The following is a 23340-nucleotide window of genomic DNA, read 5'->3' as shown; positions in this document are numbered from 1 at the left end:
GAATATCGGGATAGGGACTAGATCACCCGCCCGCCTAGGTCCGGTTGTAGATATCCTCGAACCGGATGATGTCGTCCTCCCCGAGATAGCTCCCGGTTTGGACCTCGATGAGTTCCAGCTCGATCTTGCCGGGGTTGGCAAGCCGGTGCGTGCAGCCGATCGGCAGGTAGATCGACTCGTTCTCGTGCACGAGGATAACTTCGTTGTCCCGCGTCACTTCAGCGGTGCCTTTGACCACTATCCAATGTTCGGCGCGGTGGAAATGTTTCTGCAACGACAAGCTTGCGCCGGGCTTCACTAGGATCCGCTTGACCTGGTGGCGCGCACCCTGATCGACGCCCTGGTAGTAGCCCCAAGGCCGATAGACGCGTTTGTGTTCGACCAACTCGCGGCGCCCCCGCTTTCGCAAATCATCGACCAGCAACTTCACCTTGTCGGCTTCCTTGCTATTGAGTACCAAGACGGCATCAGCGGTCGTCACGACCACGACATCATCGAGCCCCACAACGGCGGTCAACATCTCCGGCGAGCGCACATGCACGTTGGTGCAATTGAGCACGATGCCGTCGCCGCGAACGGAATTCCCGGCGGCATCGGCCTCAGTAAAACTCAAAGCAGAGCTCCAAGTGCCAAGGTCGTTCCAACCCATGTCGGCCTCGAGGACGGCGGAGCGGTCTGTCCGCTCCATCACGGCGTAGTCGATGGATTTCTTAGTGGCCCGTCCGAAGCTTTTCTCGCCCAACACCAGGAAATCTAGATCCGTCTCGGCTGTTGCCACGGCTTCGGCCACCGCGACGGCCATCTCCGGTTCGAAGCGCTCAATCTCGGCACGCATCATCTCAGCCGGAAAGACAAAATTACCGGAATTCCACAGGTAGCCTTCGGCGATATAGCGCTCGGCCGTTTCGGCGTCCGGCTTCTCGACGAAAGCCTCGATCTTGCGCGCCGCGGTCCCCTCGATGGGAGCGCCGGGCCGGATATATCCGAAATTGGTGGCAGGATGTGTGGGCTTGATACCGAAGCTAACGATATTGCCCTTAACGGCGGTCTGAATGGCCGCCTTGCAATTGCCTATGAACTCGGCGGGCTTCTCGTAGATGTGGTCCGCCGCAAACATGGCGACGACGGTGTCGGGGCCGGCCTTGGCGGCGAGTTCCGCAGCAGCCGCGACCGCAGGGCCGGAATCGCGCCGCTCCGGTTCAAGCACGATGGTAGCCGCCACACCGAGCTCCGCCAGCTGCTCGGCAACGAAGAACCGGTAGTCGCGATTGGTGATCACAACTGGCTGGTCGAACACGGCCGGGTCGGAGATCATCGAGATGATCCGCTGGAAGGTGGATTGGTCACCCACCAGCGTGATGAACTGCTTAGGCAAAGTCTCGCGCGATTCGGGCCAGACACGGGTTCCGGCCCCGCCACACATGATCACCGGAATGCAGTGCGATCCCATCGTTCGAAAGCCTCTCTTCGTCTGGCTCCCCGGCTGGCACCGAGAGCAAGCGCATTAACCATCTGCCGCATAACGGCGTCTCGTTCCGTCCACGAGCTCCGGCGATAGAACCTCAGTCATCCCCGCACACATCTCGGTTGTCAATGTCGGTGTTGCGCTAACCCTGACGCTGCAAGGTAAGCAAGCGGCCATCGCGGACTTGGCGCCCGCGCGCTCTACGACGGGTTGGCCCTGCGAAAAAAGAGGTGCTATGGAAGCCGCGCATGAGACGAGGGGTTCGATGGCTTCGCAGTTCGACATTTCAGGCAAACGCATCTTCGTCGCCGGCCACAAAGGGCTGGTGGGCCAAGCCCTTGTACGGCGCCTCGCCCGCGAGCCCGTCACTATCCTGACCACCAGCCGCTCCGAAGTCGATCTACGCGACCAGAGCGCCACGAAGGCCTATCTCAAGCAAGTGGTCCCCGACATCGTGATCGTGGCGGCGGCCAGGGTAGGCGGGATCCTGGCCAACGCCACCTATCCCGTGGATTTTCTCAACGACAACCTGCTGATAGAGTCGAACCTGATCGCCGGATCTCATGAGGCGGATATCAATCGGCTGCTGTTCCTCGGCTCGTCCTGCATCTATCCGCGCGAGGCTCCGCAGCCGATGCGCGAGGACGCGCTTCTGACCGGCCCCCTCGAGCCCACCAACAAGTGGTATGCGATCGCCAAGATCGCCGGAATCATGCTGTGCCAAGCTTACCGGGAGCAGTATGGCCGGGCCTATATCTCCGCCATGCCCACGAACCTCTACGGCCCCGGCGATAATTTCGACCTCAACAACAGCCACGTCATCCCGGCGCTTATGCGCAAAATTGACGCCGCCGCCCGCGATGGCGCCGAGAGCGTCGAGATTTGGGGCACGGGCATGCCGTTGCGCGAGTTCATGCACGTGGACGACCTTGCTGACGCGCTCGTGTTCCTACTCAAGGAATACGACGAAGTGGAGCACATCAATGTGGGCACCGGCGAGGAAGTGACCATCGCCGAGCTCGCCAGGCGCATGATGGCTGCGATGGGCTATCAGGGCGAACTTCGCTTCGACACCTCGAAACCGGACGGTCCGCCGCGCAAGGTAATGGACTGCTCGCGCCTCGCAGCGCTCGGGTGGCGGCCGCAATACGACCTCGCCGCCGGCCTCAAGCAGACCTACGATTGGTACCACCGCGAAATCGGTAAAGGCGACTTGCGGCTCGGCGCGGCGTAGCGTGTTTTACTCGCCTATGGCCCGCCGCTGGAACGTGTTGCTACCCCGGAAGCTGCGCATGTCGGTATCGACCATCTCGGCCACGAGCTGGCGGAATGGCGTCGAGTGCTCCCAGCCGAGAACGCGCTTGGCCTTGCTCGGGTCGCCGAGCAGCAGATCGACCTCAGTCGGCCGGAAATAGCGCGTATCGATACGCACTAGGACCCGCCCGTTGCGGGGATCGAAACCCTCCTCGTCCACACCCTCGCCGCGCCATTCGATCGGCACGCCAAGCTGCTCGAACGCCAGCTCCACGAACTCTCGGACAGAATGCGTCTCGCCTGTGGCGAGCACGTAGTCGTCGGGCGTGTCCTGCTGGAGGATTCGCCACATGCCTTCGACGTAGTCGCGTGCATGGCCCCAATCCCGCTGGGCATCGAGATTGCCGAGCCACAAGCAGTCTTCAGCCCCGGCTTCGATAGCGGCGACGGCGCGGGTGATCTTGCGGGTCACGAAGGTCTCGCCGCGAATTGGGCTCTCGTGGTTGAAAAGAATGCCGTTCGAGGCATGCATCCCATAGGCCTCTCGGTAATTCACCGTGATCCAATAAGCGTAGAGCTTAGCGACACCCATAGGGCGATCGCGGATAAAACGGCGTCGTCTCGCGCTGCGGCACTTCCTGCACCTTGCCGTAGAGCTCGGACGCGAGGCTTGGTAGAAGCGGGTGCGATCCCCCAACCCAAGGATGCGGATCGCTTCGAGGAAGCGCAGGGTGCCGACGGCATCGGCGTTGGCGGTGTATTCCGGCGTATCGAAGCTCACCTGAACATGGCTCTGCGCCGCCAAATTGTAGATCTCGTCCGGTTGAACCTCCTGCACCAGTCGGATCAGGTTGGTCGCATCCGTCAGGTCGCCGTAATGCATGCGGAAGCGAGGGTCGTTCTTGTGTGGGTCCTCGTAGAGATGATCGACGCGCTCACTGTTGAAGGAGGAGGATCGGCGCTTGATACCGTCGACGCGGTACCCCTTCGACAGCAACAACTCGGCGAGGTAAGCACCATCCTGGCCGGTGACACCGCTGATCAATGCGACTTTCTCGGACAATTCCAATCTCCTGACGGCTCGGCACATGGACGGTGGACCACGGCGACTTCTAGCGTACTGGCTCTGTCCTACCCGGAACATCCCCCAAAATGCAATGTCTTAGAAGAGCATGCGCCCCGCTACGGTTTCCGCAAGAATCTTCGAAACCGCCGCCCGAGAATGACACGGAATGGCCAGTTCCCGGCCGGCACAATCTGCAAGGAGCGCAAGAGCTCCCGCCCCGTTTTATACCACCGCCGCTGCCCGGCGAAGATGGCCGCCCGGTTGAAGGCTATGCCTGAGCTCAGCGCCCGAGACAATTCGGGGGTTCGTGCGTGCAGCGCGCCACCGTGCTTTGTCAGCATGCGATCGAGGCTCTCATGCCATTCCGGACGGCTGACGTTAGAGCCAATGTGAATGGACGCAAGTGGTTCGTTCAGGTAACCGACTTCTCCGGGAAACGCGGTCACCAGACGCAGCATCAGATCCCAGTCCTCGAACCGCACGAAGTCCGGGTCATACCCGCCGCAGTCCCAGAGCGCCTCCCGATGCGCGATGAGCGTCGAGCCGGGGCTCGTGTAGCAGCCCCAAGCCACGTCCCGCTCCGAAAGCATCTGCCCGTAGGGGCGCCAGGCCTCTTGCGCCGCGCCGAAGGAAATCGTCTCGAAGCCCGTGCAACTGGCGACCAGTCCGAGGCGATCCATGAAAGTGAGTTGCTTCTCCTGCTTCTTCGCGTGCCAGACATCATCGCTGTCGAGAAACGCCACCAGATCCCCGGTAGCCGCTTGGAGTCCGGTGTTACGCGCCGCGGCGGGCCCCCGATTGGTATCATGCCGGATCAGCCGCACGCGCTCCCCGAACGGCGCAAGCGCACGCGAAAGATCGTCAGTCGACGCATCGTCGACCACCAGGATTTCCTGTGGCGGACTGGTCTGCGAAAGGATGCTCTCCATCGCCCGGCCGATGCAATGACTGCGATTGTAAGCGGGGATGATCGCGGTGACTTGGGACGCGCTAGACACCTCTATACTCCTGAGTGCCAGATGCGCCGGGCCGCCCAGGCGCCGAGCGCGCCAACCGCATTGATGGGCCAGGTTCCGTTCAGCTTGGTCCCGCGCCGCAGGCACTCGCGCAGCGAACCAAAATCACCGCGCCGCGCACCGTCGGCCATGCAGATCAGCATGCATTGAGCATGCAGCCGCTTGAGGCTGCGGGCGGCCGATGCAGGCACTGGAGGCGTCCGGCTGAGCCAACTCTCGGTCAGCGCGATGGTTTCTTCGGCGATGCGGCGGCGCGCGTCGATCCCGCCAATCGTCAGCGAGCCGCAATGGGATCCATACTCATAGACGACCTCCGGAATAGTGGCGGCCGTCTCGCCGGCGAGGGCTGCGCGCAGCAGAAAATCCCGGTCCGCAACGATCCTATAGCGCGTCTCAAACCTTCCGATCGCATCGAACAGCGCGCGGCGGTAGAACCTCGCGTTGACGATGGGAACGCCGAGCAAGAGATCTCTCGGTTCAAGGCTCCGATTCTCAGCGCCATCATAGTGCCGGATAACGGTGCCTGGCTCTCCATCGCGGTCAACGACCGTTGCCCCACCGCACGCCATCGACACGAAAGGCTGGTCCTGAAGTACGGCGACGGCGGCGCGAACTGCAACCGGCCGATAGGTATCGTCAGAATTGAGTAGCCCGATGATCGACCCTTGTGCCCGCGCGATGCCCTTGTTGAGCGCATCATAAAGGCCACCATCTGGTTCAGAGATCACCGTGACTTGCGGGTAATGCGCCAGGACATCGAGCGTCCCATCCCTGGAGCCGCCATCCATCACGAGATGCTGGATACCGCCACCATAGTCCTGATCGCGCACGCTTTGGACTGCGGTTGCGATCATGCCGGCGCGGTTGAGACAAGGCGTGATGATCGTTACAAGAGGCTGCGCAGTCATTGCGGCGCCCCGACGCTGTGGGGCTGAGCGCGCCGCCAGGCTTCGAACATCAGCACATTCCAGAGGAAATGCTGCCAGTTGCGCCGCCCCGAGAGGTGTTCGGCCCATTTGGCTCTAATTGGCCCCGGATCTAGATATCCTGCCTGCGCCATCGCTGTCGGGTCCAGAAGATCCTCGGCCCAGTCTCTGAGTGGCCCCCGGAGCCAGGCATCGATCGGAACCCCGAAACCCATCTTGGGCCGGTCGACCAGTGCCTTTGGAACATACTTATAGAGCAACTGGCGCAGGAGCCATTTGCCCTGGCCGTTCCTGATCTTGAGGTCGTCGGGCAGTTGCCATGCGAATGCGACGACGCGGTGATCCAGGAGTGGCACGCGCGCTTCGAGCGACGCCGCCATCGAGGCGCGGTCCACCTTGGTGAGAACGTCGTCGGGCAGATAGGTCACCATGTCGGCATACTGCATCCACGCCAACTCGTTCTTGAAGCGGCTCCGCACGTCCATGGCGAAGGGGGCGGGCTGGGGCCGATCCGCACCCCGGACCAGTGACCAAGCCTCTGCCCAGGGCGAGACCAGGACCCGATAGTAGTCGCCCGGATCCGCGCCCAACACGGCGGCGAGCTTATGCAGTTTGTCGCCCGGCTGCCGCGGCCTCAGGCGCGCTGGCACGACGGAAAATAGTGTTTCCCATGTTTGCGGCGACGCCAGCGACAGGAGCTGTGAGAGGGCGCCCGGCAAAGGTCTAGGCAAATGCCTAAGCGCCCGGACCGCCCGCAAGCCCTGAGCGTAGCGGTTGTAGCCCGCAAACATTTCATCGCCCCCGTCGCCCGACAGCGCCACCGTGACGTGCTTCCGCGTCATTTCCGACACGAGATAGGTCGGGATTTGCGAAACATCGGCAAACGGCTCGTCGTAGATCTGTGGCAGCTTCGGCACGACGCCCTGGGCTTCCGCGGCGCTCACATACAGTTCCGTGTGATCGGTGCCGAGATGGCCCGCCACCGCCTTCGCGGCGTCGGCCTCGTTGTAGGCCGCATTGTCGAAGCCGATCGAGAAACTCCTAACGGGCGCTTGTGCGTTCGCCTGCATGAGGGCCGCCACGGTCGACGAGTCGATGCCGCCCGACAGAAACACCCCGAGGGGCACGTCCGCGACCATGCGCCGTGTCACCGCGTCGGTGAGGAGCGCTTCTAGCTTAGCGACCGCCTCGGCCTCGCCGGCCCTCATGGGCAAGGATTGCCCCCGCTCCGCAACGTCGAGCGCGGACCAGTAGGTGTGGCTCCGAACGACGCCGTCCGTCCGGACTTCGAGCATGGTGCCGGGTTCCAGCTTGGAGACGGCCCGATAGATGGACGCCGGCGCGGCACGTAACCGGTACAAAGATACGACGCGAGCGCATCGCGATCGATCTCGGGTGGGAAGCCCGGCAGGGGGCCAAAAGCCTTCAACTCAGAAGCGAATGCGATGCGGCCATCGATCCGCCCCCAATAGAGCGGTTTGATGCCGAGCCGATCGCGCACGAGCGCCAAGATCCGCTCCTTCCGGTCGAAGACGGCGAAGGCGAACATACCGATCAGCCGCTCGACGTCTCCGGAACGCCCCATGCCGAGAAGCCCTCGACGATCACTTCCGTGTCGGAGTGGCCGCGAAACCGGTGCCCCTCCTGCTCCAACTCGGCGCGAAGCTCACCGGCGTTGTAGACCTCACCATTATAGGCCAGCACGTAGCGCCCCGACGACGACGCCATGGGCTGCGCCCCTGCCGCGGTCAGATCGATGATGGACAGCCGCGCGTGGCCCAGGGCGATGCCAGCCTCCGGCTCCGTCCAGACCCCATGCGCGTCGGGCCCTCGATGGTGCAGCACACGCACCATGTCCCGAGCGAACGTATCCAGCACCTCGCCGGTGGAACGCCATTCAGGGTCCAGCAGCCCAACAATGCCGCACATCTAGGACATCCGCGCTGCGGAACGTGGATACGGAGGGTTCATAGGTTCGAGAGACGGCATCGGGCCGGGCCACTTGTCAAGTCGAAGAAGCCTGACCCGACCCTGGGGCCCCGCCTGCCCCCGCTGCGACTTGAGAACCTCAGCGATATCACCGTCGATTGGCACCATTCCAACCGCGAGCTAGGGCGCGGTACTCAGGAGCGGCGCCACAAAGCACAGAGCTTTCGGGCTGGCCAAGTCGCTAGCTTTATCGTGGCGCTCCTAGCAGCATAAAGGCCCAGTCTCTGCACATTTTGGGGGTCAACTGAAACAACTTCTGACCACGAAACTCTATCGAGCTGAGGCCGCGAGTACGGTACTTCGCTCGTGGCCTCTGCATCAACGCCATCAAAGACAATCCCCTCCTCCGCAGCAAGCCATGCTAGGTCCTCCGAGTGGTTGCGGGCAATAACTTCTCTAGCCTCGGGTCGTAGCGTTGGCCTTTCGCCTAACCCCATCTCCAATGCGGTCTCAGCCAAGTGACTTCGGAGCAGATCGACGTCCCGGCGTGATTTGCGTATCGCGTTAGGATAGAAGACCTTGAAATATGCCTCTAACAGACGCGTGGCCTCCGTCGGGTCGGACTGATTAGCTATTCGATCGTCAAGATTGGGCAGCTTTCCCGCGGTTTCAGGAAAGAAGCGGGCGAAAAGATTGCTCACCAGGCCCTCGGGAAAGGCCGATCTCTGAAAGGGCAAAACCGTAAGCCGGTCCCCATATTGCTTTCGCCATCGCTCCACTGAAGTGCGATACTTGCCGTTCCAAAAAGCTGGACCAATGAACTTGTATTGCCCCTTGAGCGATTGCTGACAAAGGGAGAGGTAACGTTTCACCGGATCTCGGACGTAGAGTACGATATCTACATCGTCCGCCCACGGCGCTAGGAACGCTTCCAGCGCCTCGGCTGCACCTCGTTTGTAGTAGAGATACTCGCTCGAAAGGAGGAGGGCTTGAGGCCTGTGCCTGGAAATGCCGTCTTCGATTACAGAACGGACCTCTTCAGACCGGGACGTCGAGCTCTTTCCTGTTACCGCGTTAGCCAAATCAATAGGTCGAATGAAGCGTCCATCTTGCGTCGGGACAAGCACGCCACACTTCAAGAGGGCAGCGCGATGGGCGAACGTTGTTTCTTGGATCGTTGTTGATCCTGCCTTGCTCACGCCAATATGAACCACCGCCTTCATCGTCGCTCCCCAACTAATATTTGCGACTTTGGTCAGCACAGAGTGACGTGGTTTATCGAAAATCTGGCCCTTCGCAAAATACGCTTCTCTCTCGGTCTTTCGGCGAATGTTGCGATGCCCGATTATTGCAAATTGCCGATTCGATTGTGAGGCTGGGACTACCAGTTTGCGGCGCCAACTACCGCTGCGAATTCAGGTCAGGTTCACAGATCCGGACCCAAATCGGGCCATCCCTCGCGATACTGCCTTCAAGGCCTAAGGACCGAAACCTCAATCCCCAGGCTCGGCAGCCTCACCTTGGTCCTGCTGTGCCTTGAGAACCTCGATGATGTCGCCGAGATCCGTGGTGCGGCGGCTGGGTTCCGGCGCCGTCATGCCGCGCACCAGATCGCCGATGTCGCGCGGCATCTGATCCTCGGCGTCGCGCTTCCACAGGCGCCCCAAATTCGCCCGGGACGGCACCCGGCCGCCCCAAAGCTCGGCGATCATTTGTCCGAGCGCGTAGATGTCGGCGCTCGTATCGACCTCCGCGCCGGCCACCTGCTCCGGCGCACGTAAGGCGGCACGCCCGGATACCCGCCAATCCCGGGTGCCGCGGCGACGGGCGCCAGACCCAGCTCGATCAGCACCGGAAGCTCGCGGCCCTGGTTGTCGCGCCCGATGACCACGTGGTCCGGGGTCAAGTCGCGGTGCACGATCTCGCGCCGGTGCAACACGCTGAGCGCCCCGGCCGTATCGGCAAGCAGCGACAGCATGCGGGCCGGCTCAGTGCCGGCCGTGTAGAGGTCCCGAAGCGTCGGGCCTTCCGGGCGGAGCTGCAGCGTGTAGAGCGAGCCGCCCGGCGCAAGACGCATATCGCGGATCTTGGCGATCCGCGCATCGTGCAGCGTCGCGACCGTCGCATAAGCGCGCCGCTCCTTGGACAGCACCGCCTCGCGCTGCTTCTCGCCGAGCGCGCTGAGATCCAACGTCCGCAAGGAGACCTCTTCGCCGTCGCCCATATCCAGCGCGAGCACGCTGTCGCCGGCGCTCCCGTGGCCGAGCGGCCGGAGCTTCACGAACCGCAAGTCGCGCTCGCCGTCGAGCCCGACCAGGCTCTTCGAGCCGGCCAGATCGAGGAGCCGGTCCGCGCCGGCGCGCCGTAGAATTTCCGTGCGCAGATCGCCTGCCACTTTGAGCTTGGCCTCAAGCGCCGCCCGCAGGGCGCAGCCGAGAGCACTCAGGGCGCCGGTCACGTCGCCGCGCCTCAGCAGCGCGTTGGCAAGCGCGCGGCACGCAACAACGATGCGCGCCGCCTCATCTTGCTCCGTATACTGTGCAACGAGATGTTTGAGGCTCTCTACGGCGGACTCGCCGGCACGAATCTCCTGCAACTCCGTCACGGCTTCGACGAACTCCGAATGGTCTATCGCGGTGGGGTCCTCGGGCAGAAAATTCTCGGCTACCAGCAGCCCGCCTTCCGCCTCGTCGTGGCGGCCGAGCCCCGCACTCGCACGGGCCGCCTCGAGCTGCGTCAGGAAACGCAGGCGCCTGTCGTCCTCGCTCAAGGTCGCGTTGGAGACCTTGACGTGGGCGGGAACCTCCTCATGCCGCCCCAGCGCGTTCAACGCCTGAACGAGATTGATGCGGGCGCTGTGGACGGCGTAGTCGGGCACCATGAGCGTGTCGTTGCCCGTCAGAAGAAAGTCGAACAGAAGGGCGCTGTTCTCGAAGCGGCGCGCTTCCAGCTCGCTCTGCGCGACATCGGCAACGAGCCGCACGACCTCATCGGGTTTGCCGCCAATTGCGGTGAAGGCCAGCGCCGTGACCAGTTCATCCCGCGCGAGGCGATCGTCGCCAGACGCCGCATGAATGGCGGACATGGCGCGGGCGACATTGCCCAGCTCGCGGTAGTTTGGCGGCGACAGCTTCGCCGCCAGCGTCCGCGCCTCGCTGAGTTCCTTGAGCGCATCGGCATCGCGGCCCATCTGGCTATAGACGACGCCCAGCATGCGATGGGCGCGCGGGCGCTGCTCGGAATCGCGGGGGAAGCCCAAGAGAAGCGTCGCGAGTTCCGAAAGCAACGAGTCGGGCGACGACTGGCGCCGCTCGACAGCCTCTTCCAGGGCGTCCAGAGCCCCGGTCAGATCTTTCGACTTTTCGGTCATACGACAACACCCCCGGCCAATGCCGTGGACGGAGTGTCATCGGCAAGTCGTCGGAAAGCAAGTTTCGGCGAGTTATGTGTCCAACAGTCCGCCCGGTCACTCAAGTCCGTTTTTCAAGTTCATTGATCACGATCCACCTGTTGCGCTAGGGTCGCCGCGAAAAAGCTGGCGTCCGCTCTGTTGCGGTGCAAGACAATCCTGACAAGACAAACCCGAAACGAGTTTTCATTCATGCCCCTATCCTTCGGCGCTTTCGGCAAAGCCGTCGCGATCTTCGTGGTCGCCGCGTTCGTTCTGTGGCTTATCTTCACCTACATGTTTGCCAGCGAGGAAGCCGCCGTGGAAGCGGAGCAGGTTGGCGCGCTCCCGGCGGCTGCGGCGCCACTCTCGTAGCGGCTGCACCCTCCTAGAAGAATTATCCGCGCTCCCGCAGGGCGCGCGACATGACGTGCAGCGCGTCGGTCCGAAGCCCGCTCACGCGCGACAGGACCACAGCACAGGCACTCAGCCAAACCAGCGTCGCGACGGCGACGGCAAGCGCGGCCCCGACGACGCCCAGGGGTGGCACGAGCGCCAGGTTGGTCAACACGAGCACCACCAAGGCGGTAACCGCGAGCAACGCGTTCTGGCGCTGTGCGCCGATCACCGAAAGCAGAGCGACATTCGGCCCGAACAGAGCCCGCACCAGCTGGCAGCCGATCAGGATCAGCAGGGGCACCTTCGCGCCCGTGAAGTCCGGACCGAACAGCGACAGGATGGTCTCGCCCCAGAGCGCGACGACGAGCATCGCGCCGAGGGTGGCGGCAAGCGGAAATCCGATGGCCTTCAGCGCAATGGTGTCGATGTGGCCGTGCTCCTTGCGCGCGTGCGCGTCGGCGAGGTCGGGTACGCTCACCTGGTGCGCCACCTGCACCGCGAAGCCGACCAGCAGCGCCATCTTGAGGCAGATGCCGATAATCGCCGTGTCGGCGCTGGTCAGAAGCGGCGTGACCAAGAGGATGTCGACGTCAGCAAAGAAAGACGTATAGAGCGCAACCAGAACCAAGGGCGGCCCCTCGCGCCGCCAAATCCGCAGGTAACGCGGCGGGACCTCAGTTTCCGGTATCTCGGCCCCGGGTACGGTCCTCGACAATAGGAGGTACTGCACGACTGCGAGGCCGATGATGATGATGGCGAATAGTCCCGCTGTGAGCGGTGCCGTCAGGGTCGCACCCAAGGCGACAAGGATGAGAAGCGCCGCAAGCAGCACGAAAGGCCGGATGCATGTATCCGGCAGATAGGCCAGCGCGAACCTGCGAAACGACGATGCCAGAGATCCGTTTAACTCGATCGCGGCGATCGCGGGTATCGCAAACGCAGCGGCGCCAGTCGCAATCCTCGCGTCGAGCTCCAGCCCCGGCCAGAATACCGCAAATGCAATGACGACGCTCGTAGCGAGGACGGCGCTTCGCGTCACGGTAGTCCTGACGTAGGCGATGAAGGCAGCAAGCAGCCCCGCGCGGCCCTTCTCGCGGTAGCGCGATACGAAGCGCGACGCGATGCTGGGGTAGCCGAGCGCCGCGACCATCCCCATGACGGCGGCGAGGCTGGTGACGGAGTAGAACAAGCCCAGCGCCGAGGCATGGAGGGTGCGCGCCAGCAGCACCTGGGTGGCGAAGCCGGCCGCCGCGCCGGCGATCCGGGCGAGCGACAGAAGCGAAGACGTCGACACGAACGGCTTCAGGTGCCGGTGCAGGAACGCCATCCAATCTCCTTCCCTCGCAGCGCCCCCGGAGACGTTGGGCCGTTGGGTCGAATAGTGCATGCGCGCCGTGCCGCCCTCACGCCGCACGCGGCGCCGCGCCAGGTGGATTGGGCGACGCGACGTCCCAGCCCTTGGACCAGTCCGCCGGGTCGAGTGCGGGATCGACAGACCAGCGACCGACCTGCCCCTCTTCGGAGGTGTACCACGGCAGCAAAGACAGGAAGTCGTCGCGCGGCATAGCCACAAAGCCGGTCTCGGCCAGATGGGGCGTCATCCATTTCGCATCGTAGAGGCGGTAGCCCCAAGCCGCGAGGTGCCGGTGCAGATAGGCGACCGCCACCTTGGACGCATGGGACGAACGGCAGAATTTGGACTCGCCGAAATAGACGTCGCCGATGGCGAGGCCGAAGAGACCGCCGACCAGCCGGCCTTGGGCGTCCCACACCTCGACGGAGTGCGCGTATCCGGCTCTGTAGGCGGCGTAGAAGGCCCGCATGACCTTCGGCGTGATCCAGGTGAGCGGCGTCTTGCCCGGCCGCGGCTGCGCGCAGGCCTCCATCACGCCGGCGAAATCCGTGTCCATCGTGACCGTGAAGTTGTGCCGGCGAATGAGCCGCCGAACGGTACGCCCGACATGGGCAAGCCTCGGATCCTGCACGGCCCGCAGCGACGGACACCACCATTTCATCGGCCCGATATGGCAGACCGGAAACAGGCCCCGCGCGTAGTTGTGCAGCAGCGCCGGAACGCTGAGGTCGTCGCTGATGCCGGCAAGCCCCCAGCGGGTAGCGTAGGTGGGCCGCGCCGGCAGCTGATCCCGCGTGCCTTTAGGGCTCAGATAGTAGGCAAGCGTCATCTGCCACAGCCGCGGCAGGAGCGCGATGCGCCGCGGCTGCAACGCATAAGCCGCACCGACAACGAGCCGCCGCAGATACCGGTCCCATGGTTCCCGGAAGGTCGGCTCACGAAATGACGCTTCGTTCGGGCTGGGCGGCTCGATGGCCGCAGCGCTGCCCAAATCCCTCGGTAGCCTTTTTGGCCCAAGCACACCCATGCGGGCATCCCATCCCTGTCGGCGCCCGGCCGGCGGGTTTCCCGCGCCGGGCTGGTTTAACCTACCTTTCTAGGCCAAGAGTCCTTAACAACTGGATTAGGGCCGCCGCCGCTAACAACTTGTTATCCTTTGCGAAATGTGACGCAACGGACAGCCACGCGACACGAACGACGGAGATTGCATGGAATATCGGGAACTTGGACGCACCGGCGTGAAGGTGAGCGCGCTCACGCTCGGCACGATGACTTTCGGCCAACAGAACACCGAGCCGAGGGCCACGCGCAGATGGACTACGCGCTCGAGCAGGGCATCAACATCTTCGATGCCGCGGAGATCTACCCGATCCCGCCGAAGGCTGCGACGCAGGGCGCCACCGAGGAGATCGTCGGAACCTGGCTCGCCTCGCGCAAGGCCCGCGACAAGGTGATGATCGCCACCAAGGTGGCCGGGCGCAGCAGCGTCATCGACTGGCTGCGCGACAAGCCCATGCTGTCACGCCAGACGCCGGAGCAGATGCGCGAGGCCATCAACAAGAGCCTCAAGCGCCTCCAGACGGACTATGTGGATCTCTACCAGCTCCACTGGCCCGACCGGCCCATCCGCGTCTTCGAGGGGCTCGAATACCGGCGTCTGGGCGACGACGCCCACAACATCCACGAAATTCTCGACGTGCTCGGCGAACTCGTCAGAAACGGCAAGGTGCGCTTCATCGGCCTCTCAAACGAGACGCCGTGGGGCACGATGAGCTTCCTCAAGCTCGCCGAGCAGCACAACCTGCCGCGGGTGGTCTCGATCCAGAACGCCTTCAACCTCGTCAACCGCTCCTACGAAGTCGGCCTTTCGGAGATCAGCTACGAAGAGCACGTCAGCCTGCTCGGCTATTCACCGCTCGGCCAAGGCTATTTGACCGGCAAATACGAGAACGGCGCGCTGCCGGAAGGCGCGCGCAAGACCCTGTTCAATAGGCTCGGCCGCTACGAGCAAGGAAACGGCCCGCGCGCAATCTCCGCCTATGTGGGACTCGCCCAGCGCCACGGCCTCGATCCCTCGCAGATGGCGATCGCTTACGCCCTGTCGCGCCCCTTCATGACGTCCGTCATCATCGGCGCGACCTCGATGGAGCAGCTCAAGACGGATATCGACGCCGCAGACCTGACGCTGCCCGGGGCGGTTCTTGAGGACATCGAGAATATCCACCTTGACTACCCCAACCCTTGCCCCTGAGACTCGTAATCGCAACAACATGTTGATTCGGTTATGCCCAGGCTATTCACCGCAATAGAGATCCCAAGGAGCATCGCCGATCGTCTGTCGATGCTTCGAGCCGGGTTAAACGGGGCCCGCTGGATCGACCCGGAATACTACCACCTGACATTACGCTTCATTGGCGACGTGGACGGCGCGACGGCGCGCGATTTCACCGAGGCTCTCGGCGAATTGGTCGCCGCGCCCTTCACTCTCAAGCTGAACGGTCTCGACTCTTTCGGCGGCAAGAAGCCCCGGACGATCTTCGCGGGCGTCGCGCCCTCGCCCGAGCTTGAGGCGTTGCAGCACGCCCATGACGGAGCGGCGCGGGTTGCCGGTCTCGCGCCGGAGCGGCGCAAGTTTACCCCCCACGTGACCATCGCCCGCCTGCGCGGCACCCGCCCCGATGCTGTGGCGGCCTATCTCCAGAACGCAGGCCTCATCTCTGAGACCTTCACCGTCAAGCGGTTCGTCCTCTACTCGTCGCGCAACTCTGTTGGCGGCGGCCCCTATGTCGTCGAGGCGGCCTACGACCTCGATGACGAGGAGGTTGACTACGGCGACGACTACTACGGCGGCTACGAGTTCGACCACCCGCCGCTCTTCGGGATCGATCCCTAAGCCCGCAACGTCCTCAGACTTTCGGCGCCGCCGCACTCTCGCGCATCAGCTCAGCCAGCAGGCCCTTCGACGCCGCCTCGATGAGGTCGAGCGCGTGGTCGAGCCCGCCTCGCCGCCATAATACGGGTCGGGCACGTCCTCCTCGGGAAGATGCGGGGCGAAATCGAGGAAGCGCCGGATCTTATTGCGCGCCGCGTGGGGCGCGATGTCCTGAAGGTCGGAGATGTTCGATCCATCCATGGCCAGAATCAGATCGAAGTGCTCGAAGTCCTCGAGTTCCACCTTGCGCGCGGACTGGGCGGAGATGTCGACCCCGCGCGTCAGCGCGGCCTTCTGGGCCCGGGGGTCGGGCGCCTGGCCCTTGTGCCAATCGCCCATCCCGGCCGAATCGATTTCGAACAGATGAGCCACGCCTTCCTCTTCGGCCACGCGGCGAAACACGCCTTCGGCCATGGGCGAGCGGCAGATATTGCCAAGGCACGCAAACAGCAGCCGGTGCCGGACGGTCTCGGTGTCTTCGGTCTTGTCTCTAGTCATGTCTCGGGTCTTAGGGCTCCACTTGAGAAGGGGGTCTCGACGTCCCATATGATAAGGGAATTATGCCCGCACACATCAAACGGAGAGGCAGTCGACTATGACCGTATTTGAAGACGCGGCCGATCTCCGTGAGGCCGCGATGGGACGGGAGATAACCGTGGAAACATTCCACAAACGCGAGCAGAAAGTGCGCCGCAATTTTTGGCGCAAGCTGAAGCGCGTCGCAGGACATGTGCCCTTCGTCGAGGACCTTGTCGCCGCGTATTTCTGCGCCATGGATCCGTCCACGCCGATGCGCGTGCGCGGCATGCTGCTCGCGGCGCTCGCCTACTTCATCATGCCGATCGACCTCATTCCGGACATCGTCACGGGCCTCGGCTTCGCAGACGACATGGCGCTCCTGACGGCCGTGGTGGGCCTCGTCTCGGCGAACATCACGCCGGTCCACAGGACGGCCGCCGCGCGGGCACTCGACAAGGAATTGCCGGACGCGAGCGCGGCCGCACACGGCTAGCCCGGACGGCGCAATAACACTCTATTCCTGCGGGCGGACGATCACCTTGCCGCTGGCCTTGCGCTCCTGGATGACCCGCAGGGCCTCCTTGGTTTCGGCAAGCGGGTAGGTTCCGTGGATGTGCGGCGCGAGCCGACCTTCCTGGCACCAATTCAAGACCTGCAGCGTGTTGGCGCGATGCGCCTCCGGCTCGCGGTCCACGAACGCCGTCCAGAAGACGCCCAGCACGTCGCATCCCTTCAGCATGATCACGTTGAGCGGCAGGCGCGGGATATCCCCGGACGCAAAGCCGATGACGAGATAGCGGCCCTTCCACCCGAGCGCACGTAAAGACGGCTCCGCCGCATCGCCGCCGACACAGTCGTACAGCACGTCGAGCCCGTCGGGCGCCGTCCGCTCCTTGAGCGTCGTCTTGAGATCGCAGGTCTCGTAGTCGATGCCCTCGTCGGCGCCGTGCCGCATGGCCAACGCGATCTTCTCCTCCGACGAAGCGACGGCGATCACGTGCGCACCCATTAGCTTGGCAATCTCGACGGACGCGAGACCCGCGCCGCCCGCCGCCCCCAGCACCGCGACGCTCTCGCCGGGCTGCAGCTTGGCCCGGTCCTTGAAGCCGTGCATCGCCGTCCCGTAGGTGACCGAGACGCCCGCCGCCACGTCGTCGCTGACGCTGTCGGGAATCGGGATCGCGCGCGCAGCGTTGACGGCGAGCCGTTCCCGGCAGCCGTTGCCGCCCACATGCGCCATGACCCGCTGGCCTATCGTGAGGTCGGTGACCCCGTCGCCGAGCGCCTCTACGACCCCGGCGATCTCGCCGCCGGGCGACGCGGGCAGGCTCGGCGTGAATTGGTATTTGTTCCGCAGGACCAGCGTGTCGAAGAAGTTGAGGCCGACCGCCGTGACTTTGACCACGACCTCGCCGGGCTTCGGCGTCGGGTCTGCGATCTCAACGAGCTTGAGCGCATCGATCCCCGAGAACTCGCTGAACTGCACTGCACGCATGTAATGGCCCCCGGTCCTGTCGCGTTGCCGTCCACGCCTTTTGCCCCGTGTGCGCCGCCATCACAAGACCGCGCGGCAACGAGCCTGCACAGCCGCCTTTTTCTCGGGCCTCCCGTGTGGCAAACAAGCCCCGTGAGACCGACCACTCAAACCACGCGCGGCTATTTCGGCATCGGCGCCGAGAGCATTTCCAAAGCGGAGAATCTCGGCGGCCTGCTCCGGTCGGCGCACGCCTTCGGAGCGAGCTTTGCGTTTACGGTCGGCGCGGACGCCCGGTCCCTCAAGATGCGCTCGGACACATCCAAGGCTGACAACCACCTGCCGGTTTATCACTGGCAGACGGTGGACGAAATGCAGCTCCCCAAGGGCTGCAGCCTCGTCGGCATCGAAATCCTGGACGACGCCACAGAACTGCCGAGTTTTCCTCATCCCTTGCAGTGTGCGTACGTGCTGGGACCGGAACGGGGTGTACTGAGCGCAGAGCTGCTTGCGCGCTGCGGTCATGTAATTCGCATTCCGACGAATTTCTCATTGAATGTGGCGACAGCAGGGGCAATCGTAATGTATGACCGGCTTCGGGCATTGGGTCGTTTCGCCCCGCGTCCGGTCAGCGAGGGAACCGTAGCACCGCCGCTGGCGCCTCATGTCCAGGGGCGGCCCAAGCGGCGGCGTCAGGGTTGACCTTTGGACCATAACTAGGGAAGACTGCAGCCATTCATGCGTAGAGACTGCTCACGACACGGGGACGGGGAGATGCGCCGAGCCGTTGTAGCGGCTTGTGCGGTGGTGGCGTTCAGCGCAACGCCGGTCGTCGCGCAGGAAGTCAAACTTCTTCAGAAATTCAACGACTGGGCCGCCTACGTTTCGCAAGGCAGCCCCAAGGTCTGCTTCGCCGTCTCGCAGCCTCGCAAATCGTTGCCGCGGAACGTGCGGCGCGGGCCCATCTATTTCTACACATCCGACTACCCCAGCGACAAAATCGCCGGCGAGATCAGCGTGAAGATGGGCTACCCCTTCCCGCCCGGCGGCAAGGTCACCGTGACAATCGGCAGCGACTCGTTCGAACTCTTCACCAAGGATGAGGGCGCCTTTGTCGAGAAGCCGGAAGACGAGGCCAAGCTCGTCGAGGCGTTGAAGGCCGGTAGCGCCATGACCATCAAAGGCCGCTCGGCTCGCGGCACCAATACCACGGACGAGTATTCCCTGAGCGGCACGTCCAGCGCGATCGAGCGCGCCGCCAAAGAGTGCACCCCCGAGGCCGGCTAGGCTCGCCGAACTTCTTTTTTCTCAAAGCCTGGCAGGCCGGGTACCCGTAGCGGACGACGCATAGGACCGCTTCGAGCGCGCCACATCTTGGCATTTCCGGTTCGCCTCATGATATGAGGGGCCGAGAAGCTATTTGTCATGACCAAGACCGCCACAACCGATCCGGCCGCGGAGCCGCAGGCCGCCGATACGCACGCACGGGAAAGCCTTGCCGGGGAAAGCCTTGCCGGACTTGGCCGGGACGCGCTGCGCGACCGGCTGGCCGCAGCCGGCGTGCCCGAGCGGCAGCTGCGCATGCGCATCGCCCAGCTCTGGGGCTGGCTCTATGTGCGCGGCGCGACCTCGTTCGACACCATGACCGATGTCGCGAAGGATCTGCGCGCCACGCTGGCGGCTCGGTATTCGCTCGATCGCCCGGCAATTGTGTCGGAGCAGGTCTCCGTCGACGGGACGCGCAAATGGCTGCTCCGTCTCGCCGACGGCAAAGATGTGGAGACGGTCTACATCCCTGAAGAGGATCGCGGCACGCTCTGCATCTCGAGCCAAGTCGGCTGCACGCTGAACTGCACCTTCTGCCACACGGGCACGCAACGGCTCGTGCGCAACCTCACCGCACAGGAGATCGTCGGGCAGATCCTTCTGGCCCGCGACCGGATCGGCGATTGGCCCGGCGCGGTCCCGGACGATCCCACGGGGCTCCCCTCCGGCGAACGGAAGATCACCAACGTCGTGCTCATGGGCATGGGCGAGCCGCTCTACAACTTCGACAACGTGCGCGAGGCGTGCGCCATCGCCGCCGACGGCGAGGGGCTCTCCATATCGAAGCGCCGCATCACGCTGTCCACCTCGGGCATCGTGCCGGAGATTCCGCGCTGGGGCGACGAAGCGGGAACGATGCTGGCGATTTCGCTGCACGCCGTGCGGGACGAGCTGCGCGACGAGCTGGTGCCGATCAACCGCAAATGGCCAATCGCCGAATTGCTGGACGCCTGCCGCGCCTATCCGGGCCTCTCCAACGCCAAACGCATCACCTTCGAATATGTGATGCTCAAGGACGTGAACGACTCGATCGACGACGCAAAGGCGCTCGTGCGCCTGCTCAAGAAGATCCCCGCCAAGATCAATCTCATTCCGTTCAATCCCTGGCCGGGCGCGCCATACGAATGTTCGGACTGGGAGCAGATCGAGAAGTTCGCCGAGGTCGTGAACCGCGCCGGCTATGCGAGCCCGGTGCGCAGCCCGAGAGGCCGCGACATCATGGCCGCCTGCGGCCAGCTCAAGAGCGCGAGCCTGAAGCAGCGGGCGAGCGCGCGTCTCGACGAGCGCGGGCTTGAGCAGCCTGCAGGACCTGCCGGACGACCTTCCCCGCCCCATCGACGACGGCGCCTGCGATCATCTTGCCGGTATGGAGATGCCGGAGATTGTCCTTCCCTCGACAAAGGGGCGCGACGTCGACCTCGCCCGCCTCGGTCCCGGCCGCACGGTCATCTATTGCTATCCGCGCACCGGCGTGCCCGGCGAGCCGTTGCCCGACGGGTGGGACGCCATCCCTGGTGCGCGCGGGTGCACACCGCAGGCTTGCGCCTTCCGCGACCACGCCGCCGATCTCGCCCGGCTCGGGGCGCAGGTGTTCGGGCTCAGCACCCAGGACACCGCCTATCAGCGCGAGATGGCGGAACGTCTGCATCTTCCCTTTGAGATCCTGAGCGATGTCCGGCTCGCATTCACCGAGGCGCTGCGCCTGCCGACCTTCACTGTAGACGGCATGCGGCTGATCAAGAGGCTCACGCTCATCATACGCGACGGCGCCATCGAGCACGTGATCTATCCGGTCTTCCCGCCGACCTCGAGCGCGTCCGATGTCGTGGCCTGGCTCGAGAACCACGCTTGAAAGCTACCCCTTCGCCCAGCGCAGCGCCGCTTCCAGCCGGTCGTTGCCCCAGAACAACTCGTCGCAGACGTGAAAGACGGCGCACCGAAAATGCCGAGCGCTTTCGCTTCGTCGACCTGGGCGAACAACGCCTCCTTGCCCGCCGGGGCATTCGCGGCCTCGAAGGCGCGGTCCGGATCGACATCGATGCCGACCAGAATGTCCCGCAGCGCTTGGTCGTCGGAGATGTCGCGCTGCTCCGCATAGTTCGCCGTGAAGACGCGCGCGTGAACGCCGCCGTCCAGCCGTCCGTTTCGCCGGCAAGCGCGAGCCGTGCAGCCTTCACGCCGTTCTGCGGAAAGCGCACAGGCGGCAGGCGCAACGGCAAGCCTTCGTCCTCGCACACCCGGGTGAAGTCGCGCCACATATAGCGCCCCTTGGCGGGATAGATATTGAACGGCGAATCGTTCCAGCCGAATTCCTTGAAGATCGGCCCCAACAGAAACGGCCGCCAGCGAACCGCAACGCCCGCGTCGCCCGCGAGCCGCGCGATGCGCATGGCGGTCACGTACGAATACGTGCTGGCGAACTCGTACCAAAAGTCGATTCTAGGCATGATGCCGGTCCCCGGGGCTGCGATGCATCTTCTATAGTCGCGCCATCTATAGTCGCGACCGGCGCGGGCGTCACGGAGTGGAGCATTTGGAAGACCGCATGATTGGGCACTTCGTTTGGCGCGGGATCGTCGTCGTCGTGTCGTTCTGCGTGGCCGTCGGGGTCGCGCTTGCCGTGCTGTTCGCACTGGGATCGGTGTGGATGGGCGACGAGCTGCGGGCGATTGCAGTCGAGGACCCGCAGTTTCGCGCCTTCGTGCTTCAGGACCCGGTCCTGCAGGATCCGCAAGTGCAGCGGAGCGTGGCGATGGCCTTCGGGGCGGTCGTGTTCATCGGGACCGTCGGCCCCGCGCTCACCGCGCTGCCGGCCTTCGCCGCCGCCGTCATCGGCGAGGTCCTGCACGTCCGGTCATGGATGTACTACGTGCTGGCCGGGGGCGCGGCGCTCGCCGCCATTCCGATCCTCGCGGGCGCGGCAGCCGACGCGCCGTCGCTACCTGCGAGCGACTACATGACCATCTTCGCCACGGCGGGCTTTGCCGGCGGCTTTATTTACTGGCTTCTGGCTGGTCGCGGAGCTTGACCGGCGAGCGCGCCTTGTCGTGGGCGAGGGCCACGAGCCAGGGCTCCGGCTTGAAGAGCGTCACCGTCTCGCGCCAGGACCGCTTGGCCTGGCTGCGGCGGCGGCGCCATGCATAACCGAATTCGCGAAGTAGAGCCGAGCGCGACTGGGTCGGCTTCTGGTCGGTATCGATCGTGTCTTTCGTCATCTACGCACTCCTTCGGACCCCCCGAAAGAATCAACACACTCCACTCTCCGCGGTTCCGTCCGATTGCGCAACAATCATAAAATCGTCACGGCGATGCGGGTTTGCGATATCCCATAGCTGTTGTTGGCATTGTGCCTGGGCTGCGCCATAAAGCCTTGATTTTGATCACGCGAACCCCGCCGCCGGCACCCCCGCGGCGGCCGGTTCCTTCACGTTAGGAGATATGCGTGGCGCGCCGCTTGTTGCTCGCGACTCTGGCTTTCGGGCTGATCCTGGGTTTGATCTTCGCGATCTTCCCGGAGATCGACCTGTGGGCGGCGTCTCTGTTCTACGACCAGCAGACCGGCCGGTTCCCGATGGCGCGCGACGAGGCTGGGGAGACGGTACGTAACCTCGCCTATTGGGTACCTTATCTCCTCGTTGCGCCGTCCCTTTTCGTGCTGATCCGCAAGTTCGTGTTCCCCCGCACCAAGATGGTCATCGCGCCATCCGTGGCGCTCTTCCTCGTCGGTTCGTTCATCGCGGGGCCCGGCGTCCTCACCAATCTCGTGCTGAAGGACAATTGGGGGCGGCCGCGCCCTAACCAGGTGGAGCAGTTCGGCGGCAAGTCGGAGTTCGAGCCCTGGTGGCGGCCCGGCGGCGCATGCCACCGCAATTGCTCCTTCGTGTCGGGCGAAGGGAGCCTCGCCTTCTGGACCGTCGCGCCGGCCATGCTGGCGCCCCCGGCCGCCCGCCCCTTCACCGTTGGCGCGGCCGTGGTCTACGGCATCTCCGTCGGTGGGCTGCGCGTCACGTTCGGACGGCACTTTCTGAGTGACGTCCTCTTCGCCGGCGTGTTCACCGTCGGCATGGTCCTGCTGTTCTACTATCTGCTCCTGGCGCCCGGCCGCCGTAACGACGCAAAGCTGGAGGCGCAGCTCGACAAAATGGCCTTCGCCCTGCATCGCGGCATCGCCGCGCTGCTCGCCGGCATCGGCACAGGGCTCGCGCGACTGGGTGCAGGTCTTCGCCATGCTGGCCAAGCCCTGCTGCGACGCGCCGACCGCGACTAGCGGGTATTCGCCTCTGGCCGCTATA

The 23340-nt window shown here is 64.1% G+C and carries 24 protein-coding genes and 3 pseudogenes; 11 read left to right on the top strand and 16 right to left on the bottom strand.

What is annotated here, in order from left to right; translation table 11 throughout:
- Positions 1-34 precede the first annotated feature (34 nt).
- Positions 35-1450 carry a mannose-1-phosphate guanylyltransferase/mannose-6-phosphate isomerase gene (locus tag AUC70_RS06380; protein WP_069444058.1) on the bottom strand — a complete coding sequence of 472 codons (1416 nt, stop codon included), beginning with the start codon at positions 1448-1450 and terminating at the stop codon, positions 35-37.
- Positions 1451-1730: 280 nt separating this feature from the next.
- On the opposite strand from AUC70_RS06380, the gene AUC70_RS06375 reads away from it, so the two are divergent.
- Positions 1731-2699, top strand: coding sequence for a GDP-L-fucose synthase family protein (locus AUC70_RS06375; RefSeq protein ID WP_069444172.1), 969 nt, complete (start codon positions 1731-1733; stop codon positions 2697-2699).
- Positions 2700-2705: 6 nt separating this feature from the next.
- Here AUC70_RS06375 and gmd read toward each other — a convergent pair whose 3' ends face one another.
- The 9 genes from gmd to AUC70_RS06340 all read right to left on the bottom strand — a co-directional run bounded on the left by gmd (position 2706) and on the right by AUC70_RS06340 (position 11026).
- Complete coding sequence (gene gmd / locus AUC70_RS06370; RefSeq protein ID WP_244505515.1) at positions 2706-3782, bottom strand: GDP-mannose 4,6-dehydratase; 1077 nt, start codon at positions 3780-3782, stop codon at positions 2706-2708.
- A 119-nt stretch (positions 3783-3901) separates the two neighbouring features.
- Entirely contained in the window at positions 3902-4783 is an 882-nt protein-coding gene (locus AUC70_RS06365; protein WP_158007376.1) for a glycosyltransferase family 2 protein, read from the bottom strand.
- 2 nt (positions 4784-4785) lie between these two features.
- Positions 4786-5709, bottom strand: coding sequence for a glycosyltransferase family 2 protein (locus AUC70_RS06360; protein ID WP_069444056.1), 924 nt, complete (start codon positions 5707-5709; stop codon positions 4786-4788).
- Complete coding sequence (locus AUC70_RS06355; RefSeq protein ID WP_342021988.1) at positions 5706-7022, bottom strand: asparagine synthetase B family protein; 1317 nt, start codon at positions 7020-7022, stop codon at positions 5706-5708. Before AUC70_RS06355 ends, AUC70_RS06360 begins: the two co-directional genes overlap by 4 nt.
- Positions 6932-7312 carry a hypothetical protein gene (locus tag AUC70_RS18785; protein ID WP_425283582.1) on the bottom strand — a complete coding sequence of 127 codons (381 nt, stop codon included), beginning with the start codon at positions 7310-7312 and terminating at the stop codon, positions 6932-6934. Before AUC70_RS18785 ends, AUC70_RS06355 begins: the two co-directional genes overlap by 91 nt.
- Positions 7282-7656: an asparagine synthetase B family protein gene (locus tag AUC70_RS18780; protein WP_425283581.1), complete on the bottom strand. Its 375-nt coding sequence runs from the start codon at positions 7654-7656 to the stop codon at positions 7282-7284. Before AUC70_RS18780 ends, AUC70_RS18785 begins: the two co-directional genes overlap by 31 nt.
- Before the next feature lie 194 nt (positions 7657-7850).
- Positions 7851-8879, bottom strand: a complete 1029-nt coding sequence (locus AUC70_RS06350) for a hypothetical protein (protein ID WP_141701983.1) — start codon at positions 8877-8879, stop codon at positions 7851-7853.
- 270 nt (positions 8880-9149) lie between these two features.
- On the bottom strand, positions 9150-9419 hold the full coding sequence (locus tag AUC70_RS06345) for a hypothetical protein (protein ID WP_069444054.1): 270 nt from the start codon (positions 9417-9419) through the stop codon (positions 9150-9152).
- Positions 9365-11026: a hypothetical protein gene (locus tag AUC70_RS06340; protein WP_069444053.1), complete on the bottom strand. Its 1662-nt coding sequence runs from the start codon at positions 11024-11026 to the stop codon at positions 9365-9367. Before AUC70_RS06340 ends, AUC70_RS06345 begins: the two co-directional genes overlap by 55 nt.
- Positions 11027-11257: 231 nt before the next feature.
- On the opposite strand from AUC70_RS06340, the gene AUC70_RS17085 reads away from it, so the two are divergent.
- Complete coding sequence (locus AUC70_RS17085; RefSeq protein ID WP_158007375.1) at positions 11258-11419, top strand: hypothetical protein; 162 nt, start codon at positions 11258-11260, stop codon at positions 11417-11419.
- 22 nt (positions 11420-11441) lie between these two features.
- On the opposite strand, the gene AUC70_RS06335 is transcribed toward AUC70_RS17085, so the two are convergent.
- Positions 11442-12770: a lipopolysaccharide biosynthesis protein gene (locus AUC70_RS06335; protein WP_158007374.1), complete on the bottom strand. Its 1329-nt coding sequence runs from the start codon at positions 12768-12770 to the stop codon at positions 11442-11444.
- 76 nt (positions 12771-12846) lie between these two features.
- The gene (locus AUC70_RS06330) at positions 12847-13788 is read right to left on the bottom strand and encodes a leucyl/phenylalanyl-tRNA--protein transferase (protein WP_069444051.1); all 942 of its coding nucleotides are present in this window, start codon (positions 13786-13788) and stop codon (positions 12847-12849) included.
- A 217-nt stretch (positions 13789-14005) separates the two neighbouring features.
- On the opposite strand from AUC70_RS06330, the pseudogene AUC70_RS06325 reads away from it, so the two are divergent.
- Positions 14006-15048 (top strand): annotated as a pseudogene (locus AUC70_RS06325) (NADP(H)-dependent aldo-keto reductase).
- 33 nt (positions 15049-15081) lie between these two features.
- A complete protein-coding gene (gene thpR, locus AUC70_RS06320; protein ID WP_069444050.1) occupies positions 15082-15690 on the top strand; it encodes an RNA 2',3'-cyclic phosphodiesterase in 609 nt (202 codons plus the stop codon).
- A 45-nt stretch (positions 15691-15735) separates the two neighbouring features.
- Here the strand turns inward: thpR and AUC70_RS06315 are convergent, their stop codons facing one another.
- Positions 15736-16227, bottom strand: a complete 492-nt coding sequence (locus tag AUC70_RS06315) for a low molecular weight protein-tyrosine-phosphatase (RefSeq protein WP_244505514.1) — start codon at positions 16225-16227, stop codon at positions 15736-15738.
- A gap of 139 nt (positions 16228-16366) precedes the next feature.
- On the opposite strand from AUC70_RS06315, the gene AUC70_RS06310 reads away from it, so the two are divergent.
- Positions 16367-16741, top strand: coding sequence for a YkvA family protein (locus AUC70_RS06310; protein ID WP_069444171.1), 375 nt, complete (start codon positions 16367-16369; stop codon positions 16739-16741).
- 21 nt (positions 16742-16762) lie between these two features.
- Here AUC70_RS06310 and AUC70_RS06305 read toward each other — a convergent pair whose 3' ends face one another.
- The gene (locus tag AUC70_RS06305) at positions 16763-17743 is read right to left on the bottom strand and encodes an NADPH:quinone oxidoreductase family protein (RefSeq protein ID WP_069444049.1); all 981 of its coding nucleotides are present in this window, start codon (positions 17741-17743) and stop codon (positions 16763-16765) included.
- A gap of 132 nt (positions 17744-17875) precedes the next feature.
- Here AUC70_RS06305 and AUC70_RS06300 point away from each other — a divergent pair, with 132 nt between their 5' ends.
- From AUC70_RS06300 to AUC70_RS06285, 4 genes and pseudogenes are all read left to right on the top strand, one after another.
- Positions 17876-18424, top strand: coding sequence for an RNA methyltransferase (locus AUC70_RS06300; RefSeq protein ID WP_069444048.1), 549 nt, complete (start codon positions 17876-17878; stop codon positions 18422-18424).
- A 72-nt stretch (positions 18425-18496) separates the two neighbouring features.
- Positions 18497-19009 (top strand): invasion associated locus B family protein, encoded by a 513-nt coding sequence (locus tag AUC70_RS06295; protein WP_069444047.1) that lies wholly within the window; start codon positions 18497-18499, stop codon positions 19007-19009.
- Between the two features lie 138 nt (positions 19010-19147).
- Positions 19148-20326: pseudogene (gene rlmN / locus AUC70_RS06290) on the top strand (dual-specificity RNA methyltransferase RlmN); the annotation flags it as partial.
- Positions 20327-20339: 13 nt separating this feature from the next.
- Entirely contained in the window at positions 20340-20900 is a 561-nt protein-coding gene (locus AUC70_RS06285) for a peroxiredoxin (RefSeq protein ID WP_069444170.1), read from the top strand.
- Here AUC70_RS06285 and AUC70_RS16170 read toward each other — a convergent pair.
- Positions 20834-21438 (bottom strand): annotated as a pseudogene (locus AUC70_RS16170) (DsbA family protein). The gene AUC70_RS06285 and the pseudogene AUC70_RS16170 overlap by 67 nt on opposite strands.
- A 155-nt stretch (positions 21439-21593) precedes the next feature.
- Here AUC70_RS16170 and AUC70_RS06270 point away from each other — a divergent pair.
- Positions 21594-22076, top strand: a complete 483-nt coding sequence (locus AUC70_RS06270; RefSeq protein ID WP_069444044.1) for a hypothetical protein — start codon at positions 21594-21596, stop codon at positions 22074-22076.
- Here AUC70_RS06270 and AUC70_RS06265 read toward each other — a convergent pair.
- Positions 22042-22263, bottom strand: a complete 222-nt coding sequence (locus AUC70_RS06265; protein WP_069444043.1) for a hypothetical protein — start codon at positions 22261-22263, stop codon at positions 22042-22044. The genes AUC70_RS06270 and AUC70_RS06265 overlap by 35 nt on opposite strands.
- A gap of 227 nt (positions 22264-22490) precedes the next feature.
- On the opposite strand from AUC70_RS06265, the gene AUC70_RS06260 reads away from it, so the two are divergent.
- Positions 22491-23315, top strand: coding sequence for a phosphatase PAP2 family protein (locus AUC70_RS06260; protein WP_069444042.1), 825 nt, complete (start codon positions 22491-22493; stop codon positions 23313-23315).
- The last annotated feature ends 25 nt before the right edge of the window (positions 23316-23340 follow it).

The sequence above is a fragment of the Methyloceanibacter stevinii genome (genome assembly GCF_001723355.1).
Classification (GTDB): domain Bacteria; phylum Pseudomonadota; class Alphaproteobacteria; order Rhizobiales; family Methyloligellaceae; genus Methyloceanibacter; species Methyloceanibacter stevinii.
Note: the sequence above shows the minus strand (reverse complement) of the source record. Positions and strands in the feature narration are given on the sequence as shown.